The following is a 25,843-nucleotide window of genomic DNA, read 5'->3' as shown; positions in this document are numbered from 1 at the left end:
AGGGCCGCGGTTCACTGCGTTCACCGCGCTCCTTGCTGTTCGCGGACTGCCGCTCTGCACCGCACAACTCCGCTGCTCACGGCTCACGCCGTTCACCGCTCGCATTTCCGAGGGCCGCGGTTCACTGCGTTCACCGCGCACCTTGCTGTTCGCGAGTCGCCGCTCTGCACCGCACAGCTCCGCTGCTCACGGCTCACTCCGTTCACCGCTCGCATTTCCGAGGGCCGCGGTTCACTGCGTTCACCGCGCCCCTCGCTCACAACGCATATCTGTCCACTCCCCGTACCCAGCGCCATGACAGACGAGGACGCGCAGGCCGAGGCCGGCACGCCGGAGGGGCAAGGCCCCGTCGAGATCGACGAGGAGATGGCCCGTCACATGGCCAACAAGCGCGAGGAGCTGTTCGAGAAGTTCGAGATCCGCGACGCGTTCCCGCCCGAGGTGATGGAGGAGGCCGAAGCGCGGACCACCGACGTGCAGGCCGAGATCGCCGACGAGGTCGACGAGCGCGAGGACCTGCGAGAGCTGACGACGTGGACCACGGACCCGATCGACGCACAGGACTTCGACGACGCCATCTCCGTCGAGGAGCGAGACGACGAGTACGTCCTGTGGGTCCACATCGCCGACGTGACCCACTACGTCAACCCGGATACGGCGATGTGGGAGGAGGCCGTCGAGCGGGGCAACACCGTCTACCTGCCCGGCTACACCATCCACATGCTGCCGCCGATGCTGGCCGAGACGGTCTGTTCGCTCGTCCCCAACGAGGATCGGCTGGCCCACACCGTCGAGATGCACCTCGACAAGGACGACCTGGGCTACGAGGAGATCGACATCTACAAGTCGGTGATCCGCAGCGACGCCCGGCTCACCTACACCGAGGCCGAGCGCCTGCTCGACGAACCCGAGACGGCCGCGGACCTGCTCGAAGACCAGCGCGTCGACCTGGCCGAAAAGACCGAACTCATCTGGAACCTCGCGGACGCGATGCACGAGCAGCGCAAGGAGGAGGGATCGCTCGTGCTCAACCCCGCCCGAGACCGCGCCCACACCATCATCGAGGAGTGCATGCTCAAGGCCAACAAGGCCGTCACGCACGAGCTGATGTGGGATCGCGGCGTCGAGGCGATGTATCGGGTCCACCCCCAGCCCAGCCCCGAAGAGTGGGACGAGGCCCTCGTCGAGATCCAGGAACTCGACGGCGTCTCGATCCCCGGCGACGCCTGGGACGACCCACGGAAGGCCGTCAACGCGACGCTGGAGCAGGCACCGGGCCGACAGCTGGACAAGATCCAGTGGGCCGTCATGAAGGTGATGCCCCGCGCGAAGTACATGAACGACCCCTTCGGCGGCCACCACGCCCTGAACTTCGAGATCTACGGGCACTTCACCTCGCCGATCCGACGGCTCTCGGACCTGATCAACCACTGGATCGTCTACACGAACGACGTGCCAGAGGACCTGATCGCGCTGTGTGACCGCGCCAGCGACAAGCAGAAGGCGGCCGAGACCTGCGAGCGCGAGTACAAGCAGTTCCTCGAAGAGATCGGTCTCGATCCCTCTGCGGTGAACAATCGCGGGCTGGAAGTAGTGGACGAGGACTGATCGACCCAGCGAGCAGTCCGTTCTGTGAGTCGTCGATCAGTGCGAGTGAGGACTGATCGACCCAGCGAGCAGTCCGTTCTGTAAGTCGTCGATCAGTGCGAGTGAGGACTGATCGACCCAGCGAGCAGTCCGTTCTGTAAGTCGTCGATCAGTGCGAGTGAGGACTGATCGACCCAGCGAGCAGTCCGTTCTGTGAGTCGTCGATCAGTGCGATTGCAGACGACGACTCACTCCCCAGAATCGTCGGTGCGGTCGAGATATCGCGTGCCCCACTCGTCCATCGCAGTGACCACTTGCTCCAGCTCTTCGCCCCACTCCGTCAGCGAGTACTCCACCCGGACCGGCTTGTCGTCGATGACGGTCCGGTGGACGATATCGCGTTCCTGTAGGTCGTCGAGGCTCTCGGAGAGGACCTTGTCCGAGATCCCGTCCACGCTCTCTTTCAGGTCGTTGAAACCGAGCGGTCCGTCGCGCAGCAACTCGACGACGATGCGTGGGTGCCACTTTTTCCCCACGATCGCCGCCGCCGCAGTCAGTGGGCCCATGTCGTGTCCCCCGTTTCCCACCGAGTACTCGTCCCCCGTTCTGTCCATGCAGTGTACGGCGGGCCCCCGCCAAATAAATACTGCAGTTCCCGGAGAGTATTTTTCGCGAGTCGATGTGTGGAACGGCCGTCGGTGAATGAGCGCGGGTCGAATAATATTGAAATTATACGAGAGCTATTCGAGAGTGTGTCGAGTGACCACGTGGTGTGTTCGGAGCGGTTTATCGGCGTGGGATTTTAGTGAGAATCGCACGTAGAGACACACGAGGAGGTGAATAGTGATGACTGCCAGTACGAAACGGAGACTGCCTCGGAACAGTAATCGAACTGCGTTGTCGCGGTACGACCTCGTGCTGGCCGTCATTCCGACGGCCTTCGTCGTCGCGCTGCTGTCGAACGTCCTCTTTGGCATCCCGCTCCGAACGGTGTTGCCGGCCAGTTCGCTGGTCGGCGTCCTCGCGCTCGCCGACACGCTGTACTTCAATCCGCCGATCGACGGGACCTGAGACGGACGGGCGAGCAACCTCTGTGCGTCGGAACCGCTGGTGATCGGTGCATCGAAGCGGTGGGGACAGACCGCGAGCGAGTGCAGACGGCGGGATCTCGCCAACCTGGTTGGGCACACGTTTTATGAGTCTGGTTACCGTATATAACAGTCACGTGACCATCTCACTCTCGTCGGTCGACCGTTTCAATCCCGACGAGGCAACCGGATTCGACGACTGGCACCGCCTGTAGATCCCGACAAAATGCACTTCCAATGGTAGACACTGACGATATCAAGACGAGTAAATCGATTCAACAGCGCACTGGCCGGACCTTCCACCTGGCGACCCGCGTGCTCCCCAAGCGGATCCGCCACGCCACGTACGTCCTCTACGCGTTCTTCCGGGTGGCCGACGACGTGGTCGACCAGCCCGACGGTCCGGGGGCGGCGGTCCAGCACGAGCGCCTCGAAGAGATCCGAGAGGCCGCCCTCGGCCACGCCTCGGCGACGGGCGAGGACGCGGCGGTGCTGGAAGCGTTCGCGGAGTTGCGCGAACGTCACGACATCCCCGACGAGGAGGTCAACGTCTTCATCGACGCGATGGAGATGGACATCGCCCAGGCTCGCTACGAGACGTTCGAGGACCTCGTGGAGTACATGCGCGGGTCGGCCGTCGCCGTCGGCAACATGATGATGGACGTGATGGACGTCGAACAGCAGGAGACGGCGCGGCCACACGCCGCGGCGCTGGCCGAGGCGTTCCAGCTGACGAACTTCCTCCGAGACGTGCGCGAAGACATCCACGAGTACGGTCGGGTCTACCTGCCCCAGGCGACGCTTGCGGAACACGGCGTCACCGAGGACGACCTCGCCGAGGCGAACGTCACCGACGACTTTCGGGCAGTGATGCAGACGGAGCTGGCCCGGACAGAACAGCTGTACCACGAGGGTGTCGCCGGGATCAGGTACCTCCCCGAAGACAGCCAGTTCGCCGTGCTCCTGTCGGCGGTGCTGTACGCCGAACACCACCGACTCATCAGAGCACGGGGCTACGACGTGCTCGCCGAGACGCCCGAACTCACCCGCCGTCGACGACTCTGGCTGCTGGCCCGGACCTGGTGGCACTGGCGTCGCCACCACGATCCCGAGGCCGCGTTCTACGCGGTCAGTGCGATCTCCGAGCCGTCGCCCGCCGCGGAGACGCCGGTCGGCGTCCGAGATTCGAGCCAGCCGGCCTGACGCTTCCAGTCTGTAGCGCCGGTCCGGAGTTGCGACCCTCCCGTTTTACTGGCCGCAAGCAGCGTGAGCGGGCGCTCCTCGTCGGTGGGTTCGGCGGCTGACGGACGAGTGAACGAAAAACGAAAAACGAGCGAGCGTTACTTCCCGCGGCCGCGGTTGCTACGGAGGCTCGGGCGGATGTGTTCGGCACCCTTGCCGCGCGTGTCCAGTCCGCGGTTGCGCTTGCCGGCACCGGTCAGGCCGCGCAGCGCGCGGTCGGTGTGGTCGTCGTCTGCGATCCAGCCCAGGTCGTCGTCGTTCTGGATCGCGGGGTGTTCGGGGTCGACGAGGATGATCTCGTGCCACTTCTGGCGGCCGTCTTCCCCGACCCAGTAGCTGTTGAGCACGCGGAGGTTCGGGTACGTGCGAGTGGCCCGTTCCTCGGCGACGCGCTGGATGTCCTTGCGGCGCGTGATGCGGGTGACGCCCTGGCGCTTCGAGCGTCGACCGGCCGTGAATCGCTCCTTGCGAGCGCCGCCCTTGCGGACGGACGTTCGCACGACGACGACGCCCTGCTTTGCCTTGTAGCCCTGCGAGCGGGCCTTGTCGAGGCGGGTCGGGCGTTCGATGCGCTCGATAGCGCCCTCTTCGCGCCAGTCCTGCTGTCGCTGCCACTGGAGTTCGGCGAGCTTGCCGTCGTCCGGGTTCTGCCACGCTTCTCGAATGTAGGAGTACGAACTTCGTGCCATGTGTGTATCACCACGGGCGTTGCGTGGTTCAACGCCGGAATCGTCCGGAGTCACATCCCGACCTGTACGACCCGTCGATCGGTCCATGCAGGTGCCCGCTGGTGCCCGTCGTCCAGCGAGTTACCCACTGCTTCCCGGCTTGCGCCCTTAAGCCATTCGAAGCTGATCGAGACGGACCCCCGTGTGACCACCAACACGCTGATTGCTGGTCGGTCGCAACGGGTGGTATGCGCGTCGTCACGCTGTTGCCGTCGGCGACCGAGATCGTCTACGCCCTCGGCGTCGAGCCGGTCGGCGTCTCCCACGAGTGCGACTATCCCCCGGCTGCCGGCGAGCAGCCGTCGGTGAACCGCTCGCGGGTCGATCCGACGGCCGCGAGCGGCGAGATCAACGAGCAGGTCGCCGCCGCGGAGGACGAGGGAGTCTACGCCATCGAACGAGAGACCCTGGCCGCGCTCGACCCCGACCTGATCGTCACGCAGGGCGTCTGTGACGTGTGTGCCGTCGACCACGTCGTCGTCGAAGACGCGGTCGTGGAGCTCGGTCTCGACGCGGAGGTGCTGACACTCGACGTGCACACGCTCGACGACCTCTTCGAGTCGATCCAGCACATCGGAGACGTACTCGGCCGTGGCGAGCGGGCGAACGAGCTGGTCGGCGACTTGCGCTCGCGGGTGGCCGCGGTCGAGACGACGGCCGCACGAGCCGAGGCGACGCCGAGCGTCGCCGTCCTCGACTGGACGGAGCCGGTCATGGTCGCCGGCCACTGGGTGCCCGAGATGGTCGCCACTGCCGGTGGCGAGTACGGGCTGGAGTCGGCGGGCGCACACTCGCGGCCCCGCGAGTGGGACGAGATCAGAGCGTACGATCCCGAGCGGCTGATCGTCTCGCCCTGTGGGTTCGACCTCGCGCAGATCCGCGAGAACCTCGCAGACCTGACCGAGCGGCCGGGGTGGGCAGAGCTGTCGGCAGTCCGGAACGGGCACGTCACGCTCGTCGACGGCCACCACTACGTCAACCGGTCGGGACCGCGCCTCGTCGACACGCTGGAGTTCCTCGGCTGGGCGATCCACCCGGCTCTGTTCGACCGACCGCCGAGAGACGCCGTCAGCGAACTGGAAGCGGTCCAGCATTGAGACCGGACCGCCCGGCGAACGACGAGCGCGCTGTCAGTCGCCGACAGAGTCCGAGAGCGAGCAGCGACCGTCGTACTCCGCGTCGGTAACCGAGGACAGCACCGGCTCCGACCCACAGACCGGGCAGTCCGGGTTCGGCGCGATCGGCACCTCATCGACGCTCATCTCGCTCGCGTCGTACACGAGCAACCGTCCGTCGAGGCTCTCGCCCTCGTCGAGGAACCACTTGACGACCTCCGTCGCCTGGAAACAGCCGATCGTCCCCGGCAACACGCCCAACACGCCGGCAGTCGCACAGTCGGGGACGGCCCCCTCCGGCGGTGCCGACGGGAACAGGCAGCGATAGCAGGGCCCCTCGCCCGAGAACGTCGTCACCTGTCCCTCGAAGCGATAGATCGCGCCGTGTGACACCGGCGTTCCGGCCAGCGTGCAGGCGTCGTTGACCAGGTACCGGGTCCCGAAGTTGTCGGAGGCGTCGACGACGAGGTCGTAGTCGGCGATCAGCTCGTCGGCGTTGTCCCGCGTGAGTCGCGTCTCGTAGGTGTCGACGGTCACGTCGGGGTTGCGGTCGGCGACGAATTCACGGGCGCTGTCGACCTTCGATCGGCCCACGTCGTCGTCGGTGTGGAGCACCTGCCGCTGGAGGTTCGACCGTTCGACCACGTCGTCGTCGACGATGCCCAGCCGTCCGATGCCCGCGGCCGCGAGGTACTGGAGCACCGGCGAGCCCAGGCCACCGGCACCGACGACGAGGACGCTGGCGTCCAGCAGTGCCGCCTGGCCGGACGGCCCGACATCGTCCATGATGACGTGGCGCGAGTATCGGTCGAGCTGCTCGGGATCGAGATCGACCATAGCGAAAGTGGACTGCCGAGAACAATAAGCCGTGCGCTACCGCTGTCCCTGCCAGTCGGCGACGAGTTCGTCGACGGCGCGGTTGATGTCTGCGATCTGTTCGGTCTGGTCGTCGGCTTCGTCGGCGATTGCGGCGGTCGACTCGGCGATCTCCTCGGCGGCGGCCGTCGCCTGGTCGACCATGCTCGCGACCTCCTCGGTGGAGGCGGCCTGCTGGTCGGTCGCACTCGCGACCTCCGCGATCCCGTCGTTGACCTCCCGAACCGCGTCGCCGATCTCGTCTAAGATCTCGACGGACTCCTCGACGGATTCGATCCCCTCGTCGATCTCGGCGTTGGACGTTTCGAGGCTGTCGACGGCGTTTTCCGTGTTGCCCTGGATGCGACCGACCATCTGCTCGATCTCGCTGGCTTCCGACTGGGCCTGCTCGGCGAGTGACTTGACTTCGTCGGCGACGACGGCGAAGCCTTCACCGGCTTCACCGGCACGCGCGGCCTCGATGGAGGCGTTGAGTGCCAGCATGTTCGTCTGGTCGGCGATGTCGTTGATCACCTCGACGATCTCGTCGATCTCCGCGACGCTTTGCTGGATGGTTCGGACGTCTTCGGTCACGCTGTCGGCGGCTCCCTGTATTCGCTCCATCGCGCCGTACACGTTCTGTGCGTTCTCCTGGCCCCGATCGGCCAGCGCCGTCGCTTCCTGTGTCGCCGTCGAGACCTGTTCTGAGGAGGAGGCGATCTCCTCGACGGCCGCGCTGAGGTTCGACACCTCTTCGGCGATCTGGCTCATCCCCTCGTGCTGTTCGGCGGCTCGGCCGCGGATGTCGTCGACTTCCGTCGCGATGTCTTCGGACGACGCCTGTAGTTCGGCGATCGATGTCTGGATATCGCTGGCAGCCGCGTTGTCGTAGCCCGCCTGTCGGTCGACTCGCTGCTCGATCTGATCGTCGATGTCCGTATCGAGGTCCTCGTCGATGTCACTGGCTGCCGAGAGTTCCGGCTCCGCCTGGGGCTCGGTGTCTGACATTGGTAGCCGTTTGCCGCAGTTCGGTTAAAAATGGTGTGCCCAACAGAATCAAAAGAGAGAATGGTCGATGCCGTCGGAGGTTCAGCAGTCGTACAGGTCGCGGTACTTCGACTCGGCGTACTCGAGGAAGTAGTCGGCGGTGAAGGGTTCGCCGGTCGCTTCCTCGATGAGGTCGTCGGTCTCGTAGCGTGCGCCGTGGCTGTGGACGTTGTCCGTGAGCCACTCGTGGAGGTCGTCGAACTCGCCGTCGCGGAGCTGTCCGTCCAGATCGCCGATGTCGTCTTCGGCGGCGGCAAACAGCTGTGCGGCGAGCACCGACCCCAGCGAGTACGTCGGGAAGTAGCCAAAGGAGCCGTGGCTCCAGTGGATGTCCTGCAGGCACCCCTCGGCGTCGGTCTCGGGCCGGACTCCGAGGTACTCCTCCATCTTGTCGTTCCAGACCTGCGGTACCTCGGACACGTCGAGGTCGCCGTGGATCAGGTCCCGCTCGATCTCGAAGCGCAGGACGATGTGCATGTGGTAGGTCAGTTCGTCGGCCTCGACGCGGATGAGGTTGTCCGGGTGGACCGTGTTGGCCGCCTCGTAGTACTCACGGGGCGTGGCCGACGTACCGAGGTGGTCCTCGACGGTCGGCGCGAAGCCCTCCCAGAACGGCTGGGAACGCCCGACGTGGTTCTCCCAGAGTCGAGACTGGGACTCGTGGACCGAGAGATCTCGGGACTCGCCCAGCGGCGTCCCGTAGTGTTCGTCGGGGAGCCCGAGCGTGTACGTCGCGTGGCCGAACTCGTGGATCGTCGAACTGAGCGCCCCGAGCGGGTCCGCCGGATCGAACCGCGTGGTCACGCGGGCATCGAACTGCGTCCCAGTCGAGAAGGGATGGGGAGCGGTGTCGAGTCGCCCGCGGTCCCAGTCGTAGCCGAGATAGTCCAGGGCCGACCGGACCAGTTCCTCCTGTGAGGCCTCGTCGTAGCTCCCCTCGAAAGGATCGGCCAGCGTCACGTCGCTGTCTTCGATGTCGTCGATCAGTGGGACGAGCGTGTCGCGGAGGTCTTCGAGTGCCGCCTCGGCGGTGTCGAGGCCGAGGTACGGCTCGTACTCCTCGAACAGCACCGCGTAGGGGTCGCGGTCGGGGTCGATCGCCTCGGCGTACTCGCGCTTGAGCTGGACCAGCTCTTCGAGCGTGTCGGCGTAGATCTCGAAGTCGTCCTCGGCCCTGGCCTCCTCCCAGACCGGGAGCGCGTTCGAGGTCGCCTCCGAGATCTGCTGAACGAGGTCGCTCGGCACCTTCACGGCGCGGTCGTGCTGCCGACGGACTTCCCGAATGACGGCCTCCTGTTCGGGATCGAGGTCCGATCCCTCGAGTTCGTCCAGCCACTCCGCCACGTCGTCGTCGGTCAGGAGGTCGTGCGAGAGGGTCGACAGCGCCGCCGACTGCTTCGAACGGGCGGGTGTCCCCTCGTCGGGCATCATCACTTCCTGGTCCCACTGCAGGACGCCGGCGGCGTCGCCGACGTAGGTCAACTGCTCCACGTGGGCCCGGAACTGCTCGTAGGTGTCTGGCGTCTCCGCCTCGGCGTCAGGGTCGGCTTCCGTTGCCATACGCTCGCATAACGGCGGCGACCCTATAGACCCGACGCTCCCGTCACTCTCTCACTCAGGAGCAGTCGTGGAGAATATGGATCCTATAGACGATTTTCGAGTGGATGGTGTCCTCAATTTCACGACGGCAGCAATATCAGTGGGCCCTGCTGAACGAGTCTATCTATACGAATGTGCGTTTTATTATCATCAGTTCTGTCCTCAGGTGAGTATACCGAGAATAAGATGTGGAAACCCCTCAAAGTGAATTCAGACCTGTCTGTTTGGGGGATTCACATGCCCCCATTTCTATTAATATTATCAGTTTTAAATTGATATATTTATATTGATCCTAATTCCATCTGCTACTGTAATGTCGGATGATAATGGAGTCAATGGAGTCGACATGAATAAACGTGAGTTATTGAAAGCCATTGGATCGGTGGGTGCAACTGGTGGTTTCTTATCAACCACGGCATCAGCAGGACAAATCGGAGAAGAAGAGATTGATTTGGATGAGTTTGAAACAAAACCGATATATGAATTGGCCGTTGATGTAGCTGAGCATCCTGAACAGTCAATGCTGGCTTTCACTACGCCAGTAATTGATGAAAACCTTGGACTTTATATTGCCACGGACGTATCCAAGCCAAAGAATTCGTATCTCCCTCGAGAAGGGACTCCACCAGGTCGGCGTGCCACGGAGGTAATCAAGGTAGCGGAAGCCAAGACCGGCGCAATAATGCAACTCGAATGGCACAGCAAGACCGAAATTAGCTACTGGGAAGCTGGCGAGATAATTGCTGCTGATATCTCAGATATAACCAATGTATTAAATGGAAAAAAGAATGGACGACGGTCACATCGGAACAATTCCAAAGGCCCATCAGTGGAAATTCAGTCTCAGCCTTCGGATCGAAAAAAGAGAGTTATAAATAGGCAGACTGCTCCAGACTCTCTTCAAGGTCTTATAGAAACAAAATCCAAGACACCATCTACTCAAATAACCACGCAAGATTTTGATCCATCCCGTTGTAATATCCCAAAGCTACCACAGGTCGGTGTTGAAGAGTGCCATGATGCTGGTGGATTCGGTGAATACTGTGCAAAAACCAGCTCAATAGGCTGTATGAGAAAGCAATGCAGTTGGGGTAAGACTCCACCGCTACTTTCAGCCCCTGTGACAATTGCTAAAGGAGATGTTGGAGATGCAACAGTATTTTTAGATATGTGGGTTGGATTAGAAATTACAGATTCAGGAAAATATTGCGTCTGGCTCGGAAGTGAAGCTGCTGGGGCTTGCGTAACAGACTGTTACCAAGAACGACCTGATACGGCTGAAGCAACTAAGCTTGCAGAGGATTTCGTTCCTGAAATAGATCTTTGGGGGGCTGCGAAATTTGTTGTTGAAGTTATTGTCACACTGATAGCACTAATTATAATCGCCATCGTTGCAGCGGTCGCAGGGATAACCGGTGTAGGCGCATAGAGAACGTAGACAATATTATTGATTGCAGATCAAACAAACACACAGTACATTCCAGAATGATGAGAAAGCTCCTGCTGCTCGCTTTTGCGCATATTGTAATCATACTGACCATTTGGTTCCCGGAAAATTTTTCAAATGATGTGTTTCAAACCTGGCTGGTGGTCGTGGGTCACACCATTTCTCCAGTTTTAATTTCAGCTATTCTGTGGGATTTGAGTCGAACTGAATGGAAATTCGCCCGTTCAAACATTCATCTCCCTATAGTCTTACTTATACTTACTGCTATAATAAATGTAGTTTTTCTTTTAACTATCCCATTTCAGATGGCTGAATTGTTAATCCTTCTCGCTATTCTTCTCTCACTTCTTGTTGAAGCACGAAGTCTTTTTTACGTTTATAGCCAACTGTCGAAGAAGGATTGATTACTATCAGCGACATCCGGCTTCCAGTCAGCATGGTCCTCGCCCTCGTCTTCGTCGTGCTCGCCCCAGTCGTTCTCACCGCCACAGTCTACGGGATCGCGCTGGCCGTTCTGGGGGAACCGCTCCTCGCCGGCACCGTCGCACTCGTCTGTGGTGCTCTGCTCCTCAGTACGGAACTCCTGTTCGGCGAGCACCTCATTGAGCGTATCGCGAACGCCTCGAGGGAGAGAAGCGGCGACGAGCAGTTGGAACGAGTCATCCAGCGCTTCTCTCAGCAACTGGGTATCGTTCCGCCGACGTTGGTCGTCGAGGCAGGGGACGTCCCGACCGCGTACACGATAGACGGCCCCCTCCGGAAGCCCCAAGTCGTCGTCACCGAGGAACTGGTGGAATTGCTGGACGACGACGAACTGGCGGCCGTGCTCGCCCACGAGTGTGCCCACGTCGCGAACCGCGACGCGACGGTACTCACGATGGCTACTGTCCTGCCGACACTCCTCGGAACGGCCGCTTCTGTGGCGAATTTCCACCAGCGTGATATGCGCCGGACTCCGATTCCCTACTTCTATCCACTCATCTGCGTCTTTGCCGTCCTGTTCGGCCTGCTGACGATCGTGTGGGGGGTGACGCACGCGGTCGTCACCGTCCTCAGCCGACAGCGAGAGTATGCCGCCGACGCTGTCGCTGCCCAACTGTGCGGGGGTCCAGACACTCTTGCGAGCGCCCTCACGAAGATGCAATCCGACGTGGCGACCAGACCGGTCGAGGACCTCCGAACCCGGGTCGACAGACAGTCGTTCCAGATACTCCCGCTCGCTGAGTCCGGACGGCGTCCAGACGACCTCGCGGGGTTCGAGCCGCTCCACCCGTTGCTGATGGCCGCTTCCATCGACAACTCGTACGTCCAGCGCCTTCTGGCGACACATCCACCCACGAAGCGGCGTCTCGACAGGCTGGAACGCGACCTCGTCCGACAATCCGCGTGATCACGCGGTTTCCTGGAGGATGTCGGTGGTCGCTGACGTCGGCCGACGCGACGTTCGACCGGGCCGGCTCGTCCGCTCGGGACGCCGTCAGGAGCAGTCGTACGAGCGTGTCCCGTTCTCGACGGGGAGACGACGTGTCGTGTCCAGCAAGGACGCTCCCTCGGAGCGGACTCGAATCTGGAGGCGTGCGTCGTCGCCGACGGCGAGCGTCTCGGTGTCCTCGACGGTCCAGGACAGCAAGACACGCTCCACGCCAGTCTCTTCGAGAGTGTGTGTCGTCGACTCGTCGCGGTGGCCGAGGCTCACGTTCACCTCGAACGGCCCCGGCCCGTACCCCGACGGGACATCGACGCTCAACGGTCCGACGACGCCGACGCTGTCCGGGGGCGGTCCGGTGGAGACACACGTCTGGACACCGTCGCCAGACGGCAGCGTGAGTTCGTCGTTCAGCGTGACCCGGACCTCGCTCGCGTCGACAGTCACGTTCTCCTCGGGCGGCTGGTCAGTGACACCGCTCACCAGGGCCAGCGCCCCGAGCACGAGTGCCGTCACGACGACCAACCTGACCCCGAGGGCGAACGGGAGGCGACGCCCGAACAGCCACGAGTGGCGTTTCATTGTCGGGTGATCGACAGCGGATGAAACAAATCTTGTCATCCGGGTGACGGCGTGGAGTGACCGACGGGGAGTGAAGGTTTTACGACCGCGGTTGGAGAGGGCACAGTCATGGAACGTCAGCATATTTCGAGCGGCACCGAGTGGGAAGCCGAAGTCGGCTACTCCCGAGCGGTTCGGGTCGGGGATCGAATCGAGGTGTCGGGGACGACCGCCACCGACGAAGACGGCGCGGTCGTCGGCGTCGACGATCCGTACGCACAGGCCACGCAGGCGATCGAGAACGTCGAGAGCGCGCTCGTCGAGGCCGGCGCGACACTCGACGAGGTGGTCAGGACGCGCGTGTTCGTGACGGATATCGACTGTTACGAGGCAGTCGGTCGCGCCCATCGCGAGGCGTTCGGTGACGTGGGGCCAGCGACGAGCATGTACGAGATCGAGCGCCTCGTCGATCCGGACCTGCTCGTCGAGATCGAAGCCGTCGCGATCAGGGAGTGAACGGGCCAGTCACGTGACGACGGCCCGAGCGAAGCGAGCCCGCTCGACGGCGGTGTCGGACCCCAGTTTCACGACCGATAACGAGGGGAGCAGTACTATAACCAATCACCTGATTGGTACTAGCCATGGCACCGAGTCACACAGATCCCTCGCGGCTGCTCCACGTCGGCGAACGCGAGGCGTTGCTCCGGGAGGCGAGCGGTGCAGTCGACGCCGTGCGAGGCGAGGTGTCGGTGACGACCGTCGGCAGTGTCGAGGCGGCCGGCGAGCAGATCGACCACGGCGATGTCGACTGTATCGTCTACGAACACGGTGCCAGCGGGGACGAACCGGAGTCGCTCCGGAAACTGGCCGATCAAGCGACGGCGACTCCGTGGCTGTTCCTGACGAGCGACGAGACGGCCGTCGACGACGCCTTGCGGGCCGGTGCGAGCGACGTGGTCGTCCTGCGTGAAGACACCGGCCGACGGCTGCTGTCTCGGCGACTGGAACAGATCCTCGCCCGAGGGCGGTCCGACGAGCGCGATACACGGGAGACGGGATCGATAGGCACCGAAGCGTTGCGGTCGGACCAAGCTGCGACCGATCTCCTGCTGGACACGCTCGACGACGTGTTCTACCTCGTCGGCACCGATGGGACGCTCGAACGGTGGAACGAGACCCTCAAGACCGTCACCGGCTACTCGGACGCGGAGCTGGCGGAGATGAACGCGATCGATCTCTTCGAGAAGTCGGACAGAGAGCGGGTCGACGAGGCCGTCGCCGAGACGCTCGAAGACGGCGCAGCGAGCGTCGAGGCGTCGTTCGTGACCACGGACGGAGAGACGATCCCCTACGAGTTCACCGGCGCGAGACTCGTCGACGACGGCGACGTGCGAGGGCTCGTCGGAATCGGACGCGACATCTCGGAGCGGAAGGCCCTCGAAGCGGAACTCCGACGAAAAGCGAGCCTGCTGGATCACATCTTCGACCAGGTACCGACCGCGCTGTACGTCAAGGACACCGAGGCCCGTCACGTCCGGATGAGCGAGTTTCACTCGGACGCCGAGGGAACCCTCGGGAAGACGGACCCGGAGGTCTACGGAGAGACGGAGTACACCGAGTCGACGTACGCCGACGACATGCGCGTCATCGAGGAGGGCGATCGGATCATCAACCAGGAGGAGTACAATCCCAGAACCGGCGAGTGGTCGCTCACGTCGAAAGTCCCCTGGCGAACGGAGGACGGCGAGATCCAGGGACTGATCGGCGTCACCCGGAACATCACGGAGAAAAAGGAGTACGAACAGAAGCTGAACCTCCGGAACCGGGCGATAGCGGAAGCACCGATCGGAATCACGATCCACGACGCGATGGAGCCACCGGGCCGAATCGTCTACGCGAACGACAGCTTCCAGTCGCTGACGGGCTACGACGAGTCGGCGCTGGACGGGGAGGACCTCACGATACTGGCCGGTGCGGAGACGGAGCCCAGCCAGCTCGATCGACTCGACACCGCGTTCCACGACAGCGAGTCGAGATCGCTCGTCGCACTCCTCTACCAGAGAGACGGAACGCCGTTCTGGGGCCGTGTCACCGTCGCTCCGGTGACCGACGACGACGGCGAGGTGACACACTTCGTCGGGTTCCTCCAGGACGTGACAGAGACCAAAGAGCGGGCAGAAGAGATCGAGCGACGACTCGACGAGTTCGGCGAACTCATCGCGGAGGAGCTACGGACACCGCTACAGCGCGCCGAACAGTCCGTCGCGGCGATCGCCGACCCCAGTCAGCAGGCTGCCGTCGAGAACGCAGTCGAGTCGATTCGGCGGGCCGACAAGCTCGTCGACGACTTGGCGACGGTCCACTCGTTCTCGGTCAAGTCACGCGACGTGTTCGAGGCGGCATCGACGAGTCAAAGTGAGGATCAATGAGACCGCACGGTTCCCGGAAGACAGCCACAGACACCTGAGAGAACGACCGATGGACTTCCCGGCAAACAGCGTCGTCGTCTTCGAGGAAAACAGGACGCGCGGAGAGCTGTATTCGCTCTGGCTCGACGAGTACGACGTGGACGTGGCCGCGACCAAACAGGAGGCTGATACGGCATTGGACGGTGCGGTCGTCGTCGCCGTCCTGAATCAGGGGTTCGCGGACGGTGCCGCCTCGAAGCTGCTGGAGATCGTCCGAGCGCGCGCACCGCTCTGTCGCGTCGTCGCGACACGGGAGCGGTCGGACCCGTTCCCCGACCTCAACGTGGACCACCAGCTCGTCAAGCCGGTGTTCGAGGAAGAGCTGGTCGATCTCGTCGAGACGCTCCTCTGCCGGGCGAACTACCACCTCGCACTGAGCCGGTACTACCAGACGAACGCCGATCTGTCCTCCTTCGAGATCCACGACGGCGACCACCCGCCGGACAGAACGCAGTACGACGAACTCCAGCAGCGGGCCTCCAAGCTACAGAAGTTCATCGCCCGCCTGACCAAGCAGATGGAACAGGAGGACATCCGCGCCGTCAAGCGCGACATCCTCCTGGAGCGCGACATCGAGGAGACAGACAGTACAGAGAAAATCGACAGCAAGTACCGACCCGGGAAGTGTACGAACTGCGGTCAGCGGTGGGACGGCGACGCCGACGGAGAACCCGCGGTCACACAGCTCGGTGCGTACGTCTGGCGGTGTGGGGACTGTGGCCACGTCCAGATGGCGGCAGATCCCAGCCACCAGCACGTCAACCGCTGGTAGCGGGCGACACGCGAGCGACGAGCCGGCAACGGGCCGCTACCCCGCGATCTCACTCGCCACGTCGCGATAGATCGCCACACAGCGCTCCAACACGCCGATCGAGACGGACTCGTCTGCGGTGTGGGCCTCGCCGGGCTGGGCCGGCCCGACGACGACGCAGTCGGTCCCAGCGCCCGCGAGGTTGCCGGCGTCGGTCGCGTGGGGCTTGACGACGTGTTCGGGCGCGCCGTCCTGTGTCGCGGTGGCCGCGTCCAGCACGAGGTCGGCGAAGGCCCCGTCGTCACAGGCCATCGGCGGCAGGTCCTGGTCGACGGTCCACTCGACGCCGTCGATCGCCTCGACGCGTTCGATGGGAGCCCGCTCTCCGGGCACCGTCCGCTCGTCGACGGTCACCGCACACGATTCGGGGATGACGTTCCACGCGCTCCCGCCGTCGATCTCCGTGACGGCGACGCTCCCGCGGACCTCCCGGCCCATCACCGTCGTCGACGGGAACTGGAGGTCCCGCACCACGTCGACCGCGTCGCTGGCCCGGTAGATAGCGTTCTCGCCGCTCTCGACCTCGCTGGCGTGGGCAGCTCTGCCGGTGGCCGTGATCGTACTGCCACGGCGGCCCTTGTGGGCGACGGCGACGTCGGTGACGCCTTCGGCGGAGTAGCCCGTCGAGCCCTCGCCGACGACGGCGTAGTCGGGCGCGAACCCATCGTCGACCGCGGCCGCCGAGCCCAGACAGCCCGACTCCTCGGCGACGAACGAGACGAAGACGAGTTCGGCGTCGAGATCGGGCGCGCCGACCGACTCGAACGCCAGCATGGCGGCGGCGACCGCACCCTTCATGTCTGCGGTTCCGCGGCCGTAGAGGCGGCCGTCGCGTTGTTCGACGCGGTAGGCACCGCCGTCGGTGACCTGTGACTCGTCGGGCGGCACCACGTCGTGGTGGCCCGCCAGCGCGAGCGACGTACCGCCCGCGCCGTCGCGGGCCTGGCGGTCCTCCTCGGGGTCGACGCCCGGCCCTTTGCGCGCGAAGACGTTGCCGTGCTCGTCGCGGAAGACGGCACTGTCGGTGCGCTCGCGGAGCCACTCCTCGACGAATTCGCCCGCGGTGGTCTCGTCCTCGTGGCTGGGAATCGAGACCAGGTCGCGGGTGAGTTCGGCGACGTGCATACCCGAACAGAGAGGGGCAGACACAAAAGGCTGTAGCGACCGGCGTGGAGAGTCCACAAGAGCCATTGTGTACACGGGTGAACAGGCGTCCAATGACGACCTCGTCGGACGAGGCGACCGAGCCCGTCTTCAGTTCGGTGCCGCCCCTGCGTCGCTGGCTCAAGACGTTCGTGGTCGGCCTGTGTATGGGTTCTGCCGACGCGACGCCGGGCATCTCCGGTGGCACCGTCGCGCTGATTATGGGCATCTACGAGCGCCTGATCGCCGCGATCACGGCGATCACGCCCGAGCGGGCGATGCGGTTTCTCCGCGCGCTCTCGCCCGGCGGCGGCGTCTCGATCCGAGAGGCCGTCGCCGTCCTCGAAGAGGTCGACGTGTGGTTCCTGCTGGCGCTGGTCGGCGGCGTCGGCACCGCCGTCGTGATCGTCGCCAGGATCGTCCACGTCGCCAGCGAGGAGACGCCAGTCTTGCTGTACGGCGTGCTGTTCGGCCTGATCGGCGCGTCCGCCCTGATCTTGCTGCGAGCGCTCAGCATCGAGACCGCGACTCACGCGGTCGCCGCCGTGTCGGGGTTCGTCCTCGCGTTCGTCCTGTCCGGTCCGGCCTCCCCGCTGGGGACCGACGGACTGCTGGTCGTCTTTGTCGGCGGTGCCGTCTCGGTGAGCGCGATGATCCTGCCCGGCATCTCCGGCTCGCTCCTGCTGGTCGTGCTCGGGCAGTACGAGCGACTGTCCGGCGCGTTGACGACGTTCGTCGACGGCCTGCTGGCCGTCCTCACCGGGCGACCGGCGGCGGGACTGGTCGACGCCGGGACGGTCGTCGTCACGTTCATCCTCGGCGGGCTGGTGGGCCTGTTCACGATCTCGCGAGTGATCCGGCGAGCGCTGGACAGGAACCGGGGGGCGACGCTGGCCTTCCTCGTCGCGCTCGTCGTGGGCGCGTTGCGAGCGCCGATCACCGAACTGTCGAGCCGAGATGCAGTCACCTGGACGACCGAGACGATCGGCGTCTTCGCCGCCGTCGCGGCCGTCGGCGCAGTGGTCGTCCTCGTGCTGGACTGGTACGCCGTCGACCTCGACTTCGAGGCGGTGTGAGACCGCGACCACCCACATCGTCAACCTGAGGACGTCATTATAGGACAGAGACGCAAATATCACGGACACTACCTCGGAGATCGCCACATTACGAGAGGAATAATTAAGAGTGTCGGGACGAATGGGGTATCCATGGCGGATCGTTTCAGCTACCGGGAGATTCGCGCGATGGAACGCGAGTACTGCCGCGAGAACGACAACATCGTCGGGTTCTTCGGCGGTACCGACGACAGCGGGACGGAGCGACCGTCGAACGACGACGAGCAGCGAAGCCGCTGATACTGTCGCGTACGTCTGTGAACGATTTCGTCACCCAAGAGTGGCGAGTCGCTACACGAAGTGACAGCCAACAGTACGAAGCAGGGCACCGCCGCAGTGTCAGGCAGGTTCTCGTCGGGTGCCGACTCGTGACAGTGCCACGGCCAGCGCCGCGCCGAGTACCGGGAAGGCCGCCAGCGCGAGGAAGGTCCCGTCGGTGCCGACCGCCGAGAGGAGGATGCCGGACAGCGCCGCACCGCCCGCACCGACGCCGAAGTTCGCCAGGTAGGTGAACCCGTAGGACAGCCCCCGGTCGTCTGGCGGGCTGTACTCGGCGATAGTCGCCTGGTAGAGGGGCTGGATGGCAAAGAGGACGAAACCGAGCACCGCGCTGACGGCGAGCAGCGGCCCGATACCGGCCCGGGCGGCCGGGACGAAAAGCACCGCGACGACCGCGAGGGCGGCGAAGACCCCGATCAGGCCCGTCGTCACCGAGATTCGGTCCGTGAGCTTCCCGCCAGCGTACTGGCCGGCGATCCCGACGGTCAGCAACCCGGCGTAGACGTAGGAGGCGAGGTCGAACTCCTCGGCCATCGGACTGCCGGGCTCGAAGAGGCGAACGTAGTCGGTGATCGGCGGGAGAAAGCCGCCGAGCACGTCCGGCAGGAAGGTGAGGACGCCGCGGTAGAACACGCCGTTCATCAGCACGACGCAGATCGCCAGCGCGAAGCCCGCGGTAAACAGCGTCCGCGTGCCGGTGACGAACTCGCCGAGCGAGGACGGCCCACCGTCACGACCCTCGTCCTCGCCGCCGTCCGTGCTGACGGCCGCCATCTCGTCGAACTCGGCTGTCACCGCGTAGCCGACCGCCAGCACCGCGGGGATCGAGAGCAGGCCCGCGACGGTCCGCCAGTCGAAGGCCAGCAAGAGCAACGCGGTCGCCAGCGGTCCGAACGCGATCCCGACGTTGCCGGCCATCCCGTGGTAGGCGAAGCCGGTGCCACGCTCTGACACGCCCGTCGAGAGCAAGGAGAGTCCGGCCGGGTGGTAGACGCTGGCGGCGACGCCCCACAGCCCCAGCGCGAGGGCGATCGTCGGGATGCCCGGCGCGAACCCGAGCAAGAGGAACGAGCCGCCCATCCCGAGCAGACAGCCGATCACGACGGTGCGGGCGCTCAGCAGGTCGGCGAGCACGCCACCCGGGAGCGCGCCGATGCCGAAGAGGGCGTAGCCGACGGCGACGATCGTCCCGAGCAGCGCCGTCGTCGTCGAGAACTGCTGGAGCCAGACGACGACGAAGATGGGGATCGACAGCTCGTAGGTGTGGACCGTCGCGTGTGCGAGCATCGCGAAGCCGACGATCGAGCGGTCGTTGTCGTTCATCAGTAGGTCCCGACGGGGACGCCGAGTGTCTCGAAGTCGCCCGGATTTGCTGTGAGGACTGGCTCGTCGAGAATAGCTGCGACGGCACCGATGTACGCGTCGTTCGTCTCGACACCGCTGTTCTCACCGGCATCGCGATCAGCGTCGGCGAGCAGTCGGCTCGCAGTCCGGGCAATCTCCTCGTCGACATCGACTCGGGGATAGCCCAGGAGCGCGTTCTGTACCTGTCGACGTTCTTCTTCGCTCGCCGTGTGGGTGACCCCGTAGTAGACCTCGGCGACGACGGGCGTCGGGAGCCACTGGACTTCCCCGCTGTCGGTCAGTTCCCTCCCGCGATCGATAGCTGTACGCTCGCCGTCCATCAGATCGAACACGTACGACGAATCGAGAATCACTCGTCGAATGCCTCCCGCGCCCGCTCCAGTCGGTCCTCGTCACGGCCGCCAAACCGCTCGGCAGCTGCCCGCGCTTCGTCGACTTGCTCCGACGAAAGAATCCCGGCGAGAGCTTCCGGTTCGGGTTCGCGAGTCAACCGTCTGAGCGTCTCGAACATCGTCTCGTCGTCCCGGTTGTGGGCTTTGACCCACGCGTGGTACTCGTCCGGAACCCGGATCATCTTGCTCATGGTGTAAATCCAGATTTACAGAGTGAAAAATCTGCTGCAGCGCCACCCCGGAGTGGGGAAATCAGTCACAGATGTACAGCCGGCAGTATCAGAACCCGACGCTGCTCCCGTCCTTGCGCGGTTCGGTCGCGCCCGACAGCGTCCCGTCGGGCTCGCGGCGCGCGATCTGGCCGCCGCCGAACTGCCGGGGCGGGAGGACGGCCACGTCGTGTTCCCGTCGGGCGAGATCGGCACCGATCTCGCCGGCCAGCCGTTCCTCCAGCGCGAGGCGACCGTCCTCCATGTAGCGCCAGCGCGGCGCGTCGAAGGCCCGCTGGAGGGGCATCTCGTCGTCGACGAGGTTGCTGAGGACCTGGACGTGACCCTGTGGTTGCATGTACCCGCCCATGACGCCGAAGGCGGCCCAGTCCTCGTCGTCGAGTTCGACGAGGCCGGGGATCAGCGTGTGGAACGGCTTCTTGCCGGGTTCGAGCGTGTTCGGGTGGTCCGGGTCGAGCGAGAACGACGCGCCGCGATTCTGGAGGACGATCCCCGTGTCGGGGACGACGACGCCGCTGCCGAAGCCGTTGTACAGCGAGTTGATGAAGGAGACGACGTTGCCCGCCTCGTCGGCGACGGTCAGCAAGACCGTGTCGCTGTCCTCGTCGGGGAGTCCCGGCCCGCCGACGCTGACCTCTCCGGCGGTGTCCCCGACCGTCGCCGCCCGCTCGCTCGCGTACGCCGGGTCGTGGAGGTCCGGAACGGACTCGAAGTCGGGGTCGGTGATGTAGTGGTGGCCGTCGTGGAAGGCCCGCTTCATCGCCTCGGCGAAGTAGTGGACGCGCTCGGGCGAGCCCGCCGGGTGGTCTCCAGCGCCCAGTTCCGCGGCAATGTTGAGCGCCTCCAGCGCGATGAGTCCCTGGTTGTTCGGCGGCAGCTCGTAGACGGTCGCGCCGCCGTACGTCGTCGAGACGGGATCGACCACGTCGGGGGTAAAGCCCGCGAGGTCGTCGGCCGAGAGGAGACCGCCCTCGGCCTGCACGGCGTCGCCGATCTGCTCCGCGATCGCGCCCTCGTAGAAGGCGTCGGCTCCCTCGCGGGCGACGGTCTCGAACGTCTCGCCCAGCCCCGGCAGCGTGACAGTCTGGCCCACGGCGGGTGCCTCGCCGCCCGGCAGGTACGCCTCGCGGCCGGCGTCACTGACGAACCGCTGGGCACAGGCGGCCCAGGCGTCGGCGATGATCTCGCTGACGGGGTACCCCTCCGTCGCGTACTCGATGGCGGGCTGGAGCACCTCATCGAAGGCGAGCCGACCGTGTTCCTCGACGGTGTGCTCCCAGCCCCGCGCCGCGCCCGGAACCGTGATCGCCAGCGGCCCGAAGTCGGGCATCTCGCCGTCGTCGACGCGGTCCCGGACGGCCTCGCGTGTCGCCCGCTCGGGTGCGCCCCCACAGCTCCGGAGCGCCCCCACCTCCCCGTCGGCCGTGCGATACAGCGCGAAGGCGTCCCCGCCGATACCGGTGCTCATGGGCTCGACGACGTTCAGCGCCGCCGCCGTGGCGACGGCCGCGTCGAAGGCGTTGCCGCCCGCACGGAGGAGCCTGATGCCCGCCTGTGCGGCCAGTGGCTGGCTCGTCGAGACGACACCGCGGTTCGCGTAGACGGTCGAACGACGCGAGTCGAACCGATCGAGGTCTGGGTCCATACTGCTGGCAAACGGGGACACGGGCAAAAACGTTGGTCCAGACCCCCATACTGCCGGAACTGCGGCGACGGTCCTGCTGGCTCGGACTATCGGGAGTCGACGCTGGAGCCGACCGGCGGCGTTTCGTGCTGAAACGCCTGGACTTCGACCGTCCGGCCGTCCGGGTCGGTCGCGAAGAACTGGTAGATCCCGAAGTCGTCGTTGGCCTCGGGCCGACCGGTGGCCACGTCGGCGAGGTCGGCGTGGCAGTCGTCGACGGCGGCCTCGTCTCCGAGGACGACGGTGACGATCCCGTCGGTTTCCGTCTCGGTCCCGTCGCAGAAACCCACGAGGAGGTTGTCGTACGAGAGGATCGTACAGCCCCCCTCCTGTTCGAGCCACACGTCGAAGCCGAGTCGATCGGTGTAAAACGAGACGGTCTCGGCACGGTTCTCGGTCCGGAAGAAGACGATCCCAGACATACCGCCACCGAGACGCGCCAGCCACGTGAGCGTGCCGGCGTCCGACCGTAAGCGGATTCGATCGCTGCCAGTGAACCAGAGACGGGATCGTGTGCAGGTGGACAGAAGCCCAGAGAATGCGAGACGACACCGCTCGACTGGACCGTCAACAACTGATGTCTACGTTTTGCAGGAACGCCGGTTTCTCGCCGCTACATCTGAAGGTGACGCGGAGACACGTCTCGCGCACCTCGCGCTCGTTACTGGTGAGAAGATCGCCGCGTGCCGTCTGGTCATCGACAACACCGTGGATTCCCACGGGCTCGAAGTTCTCGTCTGACGCTGTGACGACGGTCTCGCTGGTGTGTGACGAGACCTCGTGTGAGTGCCACGCGCGGAGTCTCTCGGCCGTCTCGACGGCGAAGTGAAACACCTGGTCTTCCCCCGTTCGGTTGTCGAGCGTAACCGCTAGCTTGGCGATGCGTGACTCGCTGGCAGTCGGTGCCGTACAGCCAGAGAGGAGCGCGACCACGGCACCGGTTCCGGTGAGAAAGCTGCGTCGAGTGGAGGGCACGTTTGTCTCGGACGGATCGTTCGGGTTAGATTTTTGAATATGTGTCGACCGGGCGAGGCCGGTCCCGGTCGTCACTGATGCTGGGAACTGGACGGTATCAGTCCCGGTCCAGCCGTTCGACCGCTTCCTCGACGCGGACCGGGAGGTCCTCGAAGCCCGCCCGGTCGAACAGCTCGACGACGGTCGGGGGCGCGAGGCCGGCCTCGCGGAGTCGGTCGACGTCGGTCAGCACCTCGCGGGTCGATCCCGTCGCGACGACGCGCCCGTCGCGGCCGAGCAGGACGACTCGGTCGGCCACCGCCGCGACGAGGTCGGTGTCCGGTGTCGACGTGACGATCGTCACGCCGTCGGCAGCGAGATCGTCGAGCAGCGCCAGCAGTGCGGCCTCGTTGTCGCCGTCGACGTTCGACAGCGGTTCGTCCAGGAGGAGGACCTCCGGGTCGACCGAGAGGACGCTGGCGATGGCGGCGCGGCGCTGCTCCCCGCCGCTCAGCCGGAACGGGGGGCGATCGAGGAGGTGTTCGAGGTCGAACCGCCGGGCGAGCTCGGCGACCCGCCGGTCGGCTTCGGCGGCCGACAGCCCCAGCTGGGAGGGGCCGTACTCGATGTCTTCGCGCACGGTCGGGTTGAACAGGTACTCACCGGGGTCCTGAGTGAGCACGCCCAGCCGGTCGCGAACGGCGTCGGCCGGCTGGTCCGTCCCGAAGTAGCGAACAGCGCCCTCGTCGGGCGCTAACAGCCCGCCAAGCAAGAGCAAGAGCGTAGACTTGCCCGCGCCGTTGGGGCCGAGCAGCGCGACCCGTTCGCCGGCCTCGATCGTCAGGTCGACGCCGTCGACGGCGGTCGTCCCGTCCTCGTACCGGTAGGCCAGTCCCGACGCTTCGATCACCGGGGCCGCCGTCACGCGGCGATCACCCGAACCACGACGGCAGCGACGAGCAACAGCGTGAACGCGGCGTCGGCACGGCCCAGCGACCCCGACCGGTCGTACGGTCGCATGCGCGTGCCACCGCGAGCGCGAGCGGCCCGCTGGACCCGTTCGCCGCGGTCGAGCGAGCGCAGGAGGAAGGTGCCCAGAAACGAGCCCGACCGTGCCCAGCGACCCTGGAGCGAGCCACGCGAGAACGTGCGGCTCCGGCGAGCGTGGGCCATCCGTTCGAGTTCCCGGAAGAACAACAGTAGCGACCGGTACGTGACCGCGAGGAGGGTGATCGCCAGCGGCGGGACCCGAAGACGACGAAGGGCCGTCACCAGCGGGCCGAAGCCGGTCGTCAGCAACAGCACGGACAGCAGTGCGAGCGAGGCCGTCACACGGACCAGGAAGACCGCGACGTAGGTCACTCCCGTCGCCGAGAGCGAGAGCGGGCCGAGCGCCGCGACGGTCGGTCCCGGCTGGAGGACAGCCTGTGGCGCGACGACGGCGGCCGAGGCCAGCACTGGCAGTGCGATCCGTCGGCCGAGCGTCAGGGGCGCGATCCGCGAGCCGATCGCCAGTCCCAGCGGGAGGGCGGCCAGCCCACAGAGGATCGCGAGGTCGTCGGTCACGACCGCGATCACGAGAAGCGAGAGGACGCCGACCAGCTTCAGCGCCGGGTCGACGGCCTGCATGAAGCCGTCGCGTCGCGGCGTCCGGGTCGTCACGAGAAAGGACTGGGCCTCGTCGCTGACCGCCGCGACGGTGCGGTCGAGTGCGTCCATCAGTCGGCGAGCAGCCGTGCGATCGCCGTGGCGACGACGAGGGTCAGCGCCGTCCCGACGACCGCCGAGACGAACGTCCCCACCAGCGGGTCGACGCCGGGGATCGTGTAGTCCGGCAGCAGTCCGGGGTTGTACGTCACCTCGTGTGCCATCGCTCCCGTGCGCTCTGCGGCGTTCTCCAGTGGTTCTGCGTAGCCGACTCGGCCGGCCGCCCAGGCGAACAGCGGCGAGACCGCGACGAGTGCGCCGATCGCGAGCAGGCTCCGGCGAACCCACGAACGGTCGCAGGCGTCGCTGGCGACGCTCACGCGGCCACCTCCGTCGTCGTCGCGGTCGGGAACAGATCCGGTCGGGCGTCGGCGACGTAGCGGTAGACGACGGCCGTGATCCCGCCCTCGATCAGCCCCAGGAGGAGGTGACCGACCCCCATGATGGAGACGGTCGTCACCAGCTCGTAGGCGAACGCCGAGGAGGCACCGAGCTGGAGCGCGGCGGCCACGGCACCGGCCGTGATCCCCAGCCAGCCCGCGACGAAGGCGGCCACGAACTCGTTGTGGCCGGCCAGCAGCCGGTAGAGACCGTAGCCGACGTACACCTCGACGACGGCCATGTTCAGGACGTTCGCGCCGAGGACGACGAGCCCCCCGTCACCAAACACGAGCGCCTGGATCGTCACGACGGTGGCGACACAGAGCGCACCGAGGTGGGGACCGAGCAAGATCGCGGCGAACGCGCCGCCGACGAAGTGAGCGCTGGTGCCGCCGGGAATCGGCCAGTTGAGCAGCTGTGCAGCGAACAGGCCGGCGGCGACGATACCGAGCACCGGCGCAGTGGTGTCCGTGAGGTCGCCGTCGGCACGCCGTGCGGCGACGACGAGCGTCCCGCCAGCGAGGACGGCACAGACGACGGCGATCCACAGATCGAGAAATCCGTCCGGAATGTGCATACGCTCCGGTCCGAGCGCGAACAAATAATACTTTCTCATTGC

At 65.2% G+C, this 25,843-nt stretch carries 28 protein-coding genes; 11 read left to right on the top strand and 17 right to left on the bottom strand.

The window, feature by feature from the left end; translation table 11 throughout:
• Positions 1 to 294: 294 nt before the first annotated feature.
• Entirely contained in the window at positions 295 to 1,608 is a 1,314-nt protein-coding gene (locus tag ACAH01_RS03340) for a ribonuclease R family protein (RefSeq protein WP_170092568.1), read from the top strand.
• A 227-nt stretch (positions 1,609 to 1,835) separates the two neighbouring features.
• Here ACAH01_RS03340 and ACAH01_RS03335 read toward each other — a convergent pair whose 3' ends face one another.
• On the bottom strand, positions 1,836 to 2,201 hold the full coding sequence (locus tag ACAH01_RS03335; RefSeq protein ID WP_208627175.1) for a helix-turn-helix domain-containing protein: 366 nt from the start codon (positions 2,199 to 2,201) through the stop codon (positions 1,836 to 1,838).
• A gap of 283 nt (positions 2,202 to 2,484) precedes the next feature.
• Between ACAH01_RS03335 and ACAH01_RS03330 the strand changes: the two genes are divergently transcribed.
• Together ACAH01_RS03330 and ACAH01_RS03325 are read left to right on the top strand one after the other, a co-directional pair.
• Positions 2,485 to 2,658 carry a hypothetical protein gene (locus ACAH01_RS03330; RefSeq protein WP_170092570.1) on the top strand — a complete coding sequence of 58 codons (174 nt, stop codon included), beginning with the start codon at positions 2,485 to 2,487 and terminating at the stop codon, positions 2,656 to 2,658.
• Between the two features lie 254 nt (positions 2,659 to 2,912).
• Positions 2,913 to 3,878 carry a phytoene/squalene synthase family protein gene (locus ACAH01_RS03325; RefSeq protein WP_372480227.1) on the top strand — a complete coding sequence of 322 codons (966 nt, stop codon included), beginning with the start codon at positions 2,913 to 2,915 and terminating at the stop codon, positions 3,876 to 3,878.
• A 137-nt stretch (positions 3,879 to 4,015) separates the two neighbouring features.
• Here the strand turns inward: ACAH01_RS03325 and ACAH01_RS03320 are convergent, their stop codons facing one another.
• Positions 4,016 to 4,606: a 50S ribosomal protein L15e gene (locus ACAH01_RS03320; RefSeq protein WP_170092572.1), complete on the bottom strand. Its 591-nt coding sequence runs from the start codon at positions 4,604 to 4,606 to the stop codon at positions 4,016 to 4,018.
• 227 nt (positions 4,607 to 4,833) lie between these two features.
• On the opposite strand from ACAH01_RS03320, the gene ACAH01_RS03315 reads away from it, so the two are divergent.
• Entirely contained in the window at positions 4,834 to 5,742 is a 909-nt protein-coding gene (locus tag ACAH01_RS03315) for a cobalamin-binding protein (RefSeq protein ID WP_372480226.1), read from the top strand.
• Between the two features lie 33 nt (positions 5,743 to 5,775).
• On the opposite strand, the gene moeB is transcribed toward ACAH01_RS03315, so the two are convergent.
• The 3 genes from moeB to ACAH01_RS03300 all read right to left on the bottom strand — a co-directional run bounded on the left by moeB (position 5,776) and on the right by ACAH01_RS03300 (position 9,222).
• Positions 5,776 to 6,597 (bottom strand): molybdopterin-synthase adenylyltransferase MoeB, encoded by an 822-nt coding sequence (gene moeB, locus ACAH01_RS03310; RefSeq protein ID WP_372480225.1) that lies wholly within the window; start codon positions 6,595 to 6,597, stop codon positions 5,776 to 5,778.
• A 36-nt stretch (positions 6,598 to 6,633) separates the two neighbouring features.
• The gene (locus tag ACAH01_RS03305; protein ID WP_372480224.1) at positions 6,634 to 7,623 is read right to left on the bottom strand and encodes a methyl-accepting chemotaxis protein; all 990 of its coding nucleotides are present in this window, start codon (positions 7,621 to 7,623) and stop codon (positions 6,634 to 6,636) included.
• An 81-nt stretch (positions 7,624 to 7,704) separates the two neighbouring features.
• The gene (locus ACAH01_RS03300) at positions 7,705 to 9,222 is read right to left on the bottom strand and encodes a carboxypeptidase M32 (protein WP_372480223.1); all 1,518 of its coding nucleotides are present in this window, start codon (positions 9,220 to 9,222) and stop codon (positions 7,705 to 7,707) included.
• Positions 9,223 to 9,574: 352 nt separating this feature from the next.
• Between ACAH01_RS03300 and ACAH01_RS03295 the strand changes: the two genes are divergently transcribed.
• Positions 9,575 to 10,690 carry a hypothetical protein gene (locus ACAH01_RS03295; RefSeq protein WP_372480222.1) on the top strand — a complete coding sequence of 372 codons (1,116 nt, stop codon included), beginning with the start codon at positions 9,575 to 9,577 and terminating at the stop codon, positions 10,688 to 10,690.
• 454 nt (positions 10,691 to 11,144) lie between these two features.
• Complete coding sequence (locus ACAH01_RS03290) at positions 11,145 to 12,098, top strand: M48 family metallopeptidase (protein ID WP_372480221.1); 954 nt, start codon at positions 11,145 to 11,147, stop codon at positions 12,096 to 12,098.
• Between the two features lie 87 nt (positions 12,099 to 12,185).
• Here the strand turns inward: ACAH01_RS03290 and ACAH01_RS03285 are convergent, their stop codons facing one another.
• Complete coding sequence (locus tag ACAH01_RS03285) at positions 12,186 to 12,716, bottom strand: hypothetical protein (RefSeq protein ID WP_372480220.1); 531 nt, start codon at positions 12,714 to 12,716, stop codon at positions 12,186 to 12,188.
• Between the two features lie 108 nt (positions 12,717 to 12,824).
• On the opposite strand from ACAH01_RS03285, the gene ACAH01_RS03280 reads away from it, so the two are divergent.
• The 3 genes from ACAH01_RS03280 to ACAH01_RS03270 all read left to right on the top strand — a co-directional run bounded on the left by ACAH01_RS03280 (position 12,825) and on the right by ACAH01_RS03270 (position 15,935).
• Entirely contained in the window at positions 12,825 to 13,211 is a 387-nt protein-coding gene (locus ACAH01_RS03280) for a RidA family protein (RefSeq protein WP_372480219.1), read from the top strand.
• A 125-nt stretch (positions 13,212 to 13,336) separates the two neighbouring features.
• Positions 13,337 to 15,124, top strand: coding sequence for a PAS domain S-box protein (locus tag ACAH01_RS03275; protein WP_372480218.1), 1,788 nt, complete (start codon positions 13,337 to 13,339; stop codon positions 15,122 to 15,124).
• A 49-nt stretch (positions 15,125 to 15,173) separates the two neighbouring features.
• Entirely contained in the window at positions 15,174 to 15,935 is a 762-nt protein-coding gene (locus tag ACAH01_RS03270; RefSeq protein ID WP_372480217.1) for a response regulator receiver protein, read from the top strand.
• 36 nt (positions 15,936 to 15,971) lie between these two features.
• Here the strand turns inward: ACAH01_RS03270 and ACAH01_RS03265 are convergent, their stop codons facing one another.
• Entirely contained in the window at positions 15,972 to 17,099 is a 1,128-nt protein-coding gene (locus tag ACAH01_RS03265; protein ID WP_372480216.1) for a M20 family metallopeptidase, read from the bottom strand.
• A gap of 92 nt (positions 17,100 to 17,191) precedes the next feature.
• Between ACAH01_RS03265 and ACAH01_RS03260 the strand changes: the two genes are divergently transcribed.
• Both ACAH01_RS03260 and ACAH01_RS03255 read left to right on the top strand, forming a co-directional pair.
• On the top strand, positions 17,192 to 18,193 hold the full coding sequence (locus ACAH01_RS03260) for a DUF368 domain-containing protein (protein WP_372480215.1): 1,002 nt from the start codon (positions 17,192 to 17,194) through the stop codon (positions 18,191 to 18,193).
• A 132-nt stretch (positions 18,194 to 18,325) separates the two neighbouring features.
• A complete protein-coding gene (locus ACAH01_RS03255) occupies positions 18,326 to 18,472 on the top strand; it encodes a hypothetical protein (protein WP_208627186.1) in 147 nt (48 codons plus the stop codon).
• A 99-nt stretch (positions 18,473 to 18,571) separates the two neighbouring features.
• On the opposite strand, the gene ACAH01_RS03250 is transcribed toward ACAH01_RS03255, so the two are convergent.
• From ACAH01_RS03250 to ACAH01_RS03205, 10 genes are all read right to left on the bottom strand, one after another.
• On the bottom strand, positions 18,572 to 19,834 hold the full coding sequence (locus tag ACAH01_RS03250) for an MFS transporter (RefSeq protein WP_372480214.1): 1,263 nt from the start codon (positions 19,832 to 19,834) through the stop codon (positions 18,572 to 18,574).
• Positions 19,834 to 20,229, bottom strand: a complete 396-nt coding sequence (locus ACAH01_RS03245; RefSeq protein ID WP_170092584.1) for a PIN domain-containing protein — start codon at positions 20,227 to 20,229, stop codon at positions 19,834 to 19,836. The genes ACAH01_RS03250 and ACAH01_RS03245 overlap by 1 nt, the downstream gene beginning before the upstream one ends.
• Positions 20,226 to 20,459, bottom strand: a complete 234-nt coding sequence (locus ACAH01_RS03240) for a hypothetical protein (RefSeq protein WP_170092585.1) — start codon at positions 20,457 to 20,459, stop codon at positions 20,226 to 20,228. Before ACAH01_RS03240 ends, ACAH01_RS03245 begins: the two co-directional genes overlap by 4 nt.
• An 88-nt stretch (positions 20,460 to 20,547) precedes the next feature.
• Positions 20,548 to 22,143 carry a gamma-glutamyltransferase gene (gene ggt / locus ACAH01_RS03235; protein WP_170092586.1) on the bottom strand — a complete coding sequence of 532 codons (1,596 nt, stop codon included), beginning with the start codon at positions 22,141 to 22,143 and terminating at the stop codon, positions 20,548 to 20,550.
• Positions 22,144 to 22,229: 86 nt separating this feature from the next.
• A complete protein-coding gene (locus tag ACAH01_RS03230) occupies positions 22,230 to 22,604 on the bottom strand; it encodes a VOC family protein (RefSeq protein ID WP_372480213.1) in 375 nt (124 codons plus the stop codon).
• Between the two features lie 145 nt (positions 22,605 to 22,749).
• A complete protein-coding gene (locus ACAH01_RS03225; RefSeq protein WP_372480212.1) occupies positions 22,750 to 23,157 on the bottom strand; it encodes a hypothetical protein in 408 nt (135 codons plus the stop codon).
• Positions 23,158 to 23,254: 97 nt separating this feature from the next.
• On the bottom strand, positions 23,255 to 24,061 hold the full coding sequence (locus ACAH01_RS03220; protein ID WP_346775204.1) for an energy-coupling factor ABC transporter ATP-binding protein: 807 nt from the start codon (positions 24,059 to 24,061) through the stop codon (positions 23,255 to 23,257).
• Positions 24,058 to 24,855: a cobalt ECF transporter T component CbiQ gene (gene cbiQ, locus ACAH01_RS03215; RefSeq protein WP_372480211.1), complete on the bottom strand. Its 798-nt coding sequence runs from the start codon at positions 24,853 to 24,855 to the stop codon at positions 24,058 to 24,060. The genes ACAH01_RS03220 and cbiQ overlap by 4 nt, the downstream gene beginning before the upstream one ends.
• Positions 24,855 to 25,163, bottom strand: coding sequence for a PDGLE domain-containing protein (locus ACAH01_RS03210; protein ID WP_372480210.1), 309 nt, complete (start codon positions 25,161 to 25,163; stop codon positions 24,855 to 24,857). The genes cbiQ and ACAH01_RS03210 overlap by 1 nt, the downstream gene beginning before the upstream one ends.
• Complete coding sequence (locus tag ACAH01_RS03205; RefSeq protein ID WP_170092591.1) at positions 25,160 to 25,801, bottom strand: energy-coupling factor ABC transporter permease; 642 nt, start codon at positions 25,799 to 25,801, stop codon at positions 25,160 to 25,162. Before ACAH01_RS03205 ends, ACAH01_RS03210 begins: the two co-directional genes overlap by 4 nt.
• Positions 25,802 to 25,843 lie beyond the last annotated feature (42 nt).

Source organism: Halomicrobium sp. HM KBTZ05, assembly GCF_041530035.1.
Taxonomy (GTDB): domain Archaea; phylum Halobacteriota; class Halobacteria; order Halobacteriales; family Haloarculaceae; genus Halomicrobium.
This window is presented reverse-complemented; position numbering and strand designations above follow the sequence as displayed.

Bases quoted from the DNA above. Each gene is read 5' to 3' on its own strand.
- ACAH01_RS03300 (WP_372480223.1), bottom strand. From the start codon at position 9,222: ATGGCAACGGAAGCCGACCCTGACGCCGAGGCGGAGACGCCAGACACC.
- ACAH01_RS03280 (WP_372480219.1), top strand. From the start codon at position 12,825: ATGGAACGTCAGCATATTTCGAGCGGCACCGAGTGGGAAGCCGAAGTC.
- ACAH01_RS03285 (WP_372480220.1), bottom strand. From the start codon at position 12,716: ATGAAACGCCACTCGTGGCTGTTCGGGCGTCGCCTCCCGTTCGCCCTC.
- ACAH01_RS03290 (WP_372480221.1), top strand. From the start codon at position 11,145: ATGGTCCTCGCCCTCGTCTTCGTCGTGCTCGCCCCAGTCGTTCTCACC.
- ACAH01_RS03275 (WP_372480218.1), top strand. From the start codon at position 13,337: ATGGCACCGAGTCACACAGATCCCTCGCGGCTGCTCCACGTCGGCGAA.
- ACAH01_RS03240 (WP_170092585.1), bottom strand. From the start codon at position 20,459: ATGAGCAAGATGATCCGGGTTCCGGACGAGTACCACGCGTGGGTCAAA.
- cbiQ (WP_372480211.1), bottom strand. From the start codon at position 24,855: ATGGACGCACTCGACCGCACCGTCGCGGCGGTCAGCGACGAGGCCCAG.
- ACAH01_RS03295 (WP_372480222.1), top strand. From the start codon at position 9,575: ATGTCGGATGATAATGGAGTCAATGGAGTCGACATGAATAAACGTGAG.
- ggt (WP_170092586.1), bottom strand. From the start codon at position 22,143: ATGGACCCAGACCTCGATCGGTTCGACTCGCGTCGTTCGACCGTCTAC.
- ACAH01_RS03230 (WP_372480213.1), bottom strand. From the start codon at position 22,604: ATGTCTGGGATCGTCTTCTTCCGGACCGAGAACCGTGCCGAGACCGTC.
- ACAH01_RS03305 (WP_372480224.1), bottom strand. From the start codon at position 7,623: ATGTCAGACACCGAGCCCCAGGCGGAGCCGGAACTCTCGGCAGCCAGT.
- moeB (WP_372480225.1), bottom strand. From the start codon at position 6,597: ATGGTCGATCTCGATCCCGAGCAGCTCGACCGATACTCGCGCCACGTC.
- ACAH01_RS03315 (WP_372480226.1), top strand. From the start codon at position 4,834: ATGCGCGTCGTCACGCTGTTGCCGTCGGCGACCGAGATCGTCTACGCC.
- ACAH01_RS03255 (WP_208627186.1), top strand. From the start codon at position 18,326: ATGGCGGATCGTTTCAGCTACCGGGAGATTCGCGCGATGGAACGCGAG.
- ACAH01_RS03260 (WP_372480215.1), top strand. From the start codon at position 17,192: ATGACGACCTCGTCGGACGAGGCGACCGAGCCCGTCTTCAGTTCGGTG.
- ACAH01_RS03335 (WP_208627175.1), bottom strand. From the start codon at position 2,201: ATGGACAGAACGGGGGACGAGTACTCGGTGGGAAACGGGGGACACGAC.
- ACAH01_RS03265 (WP_372480216.1), bottom strand. From the start codon at position 17,099: ATGCACGTCGCCGAACTCACCCGCGACCTGGTCTCGATTCCCAGCCAC.
- ACAH01_RS03270 (WP_372480217.1), top strand. From the start codon at position 15,174: ATGGACTTCCCGGCAAACAGCGTCGTCGTCTTCGAGGAAAACAGGACG.
- ACAH01_RS03205 (WP_170092591.1), bottom strand. From the start codon at position 25,801: ATGCACATTCCGGACGGATTTCTCGATCTGTGGATCGCCGTCGTCTGT.
- ACAH01_RS03320 (WP_170092572.1), bottom strand. From the start codon at position 4,606: ATGGCACGAAGTTCGTACTCCTACATTCGAGAAGCGTGGCAGAACCCG.
- ACAH01_RS03250 (WP_372480214.1), bottom strand. From the start codon at position 19,834: ATGAACGACAACGACCGCTCGATCGTCGGCTTCGCGATGCTCGCACAC.
- ACAH01_RS03325 (WP_372480227.1), top strand. From the start codon at position 2,913: ATGGTAGACACTGACGATATCAAGACGAGTAAATCGATTCAACAGCGC.
- ACAH01_RS03340 (WP_170092568.1), top strand. From the start codon at position 295: ATGACAGACGAGGACGCGCAGGCCGAGGCCGGCACGCCGGAGGGGCAA.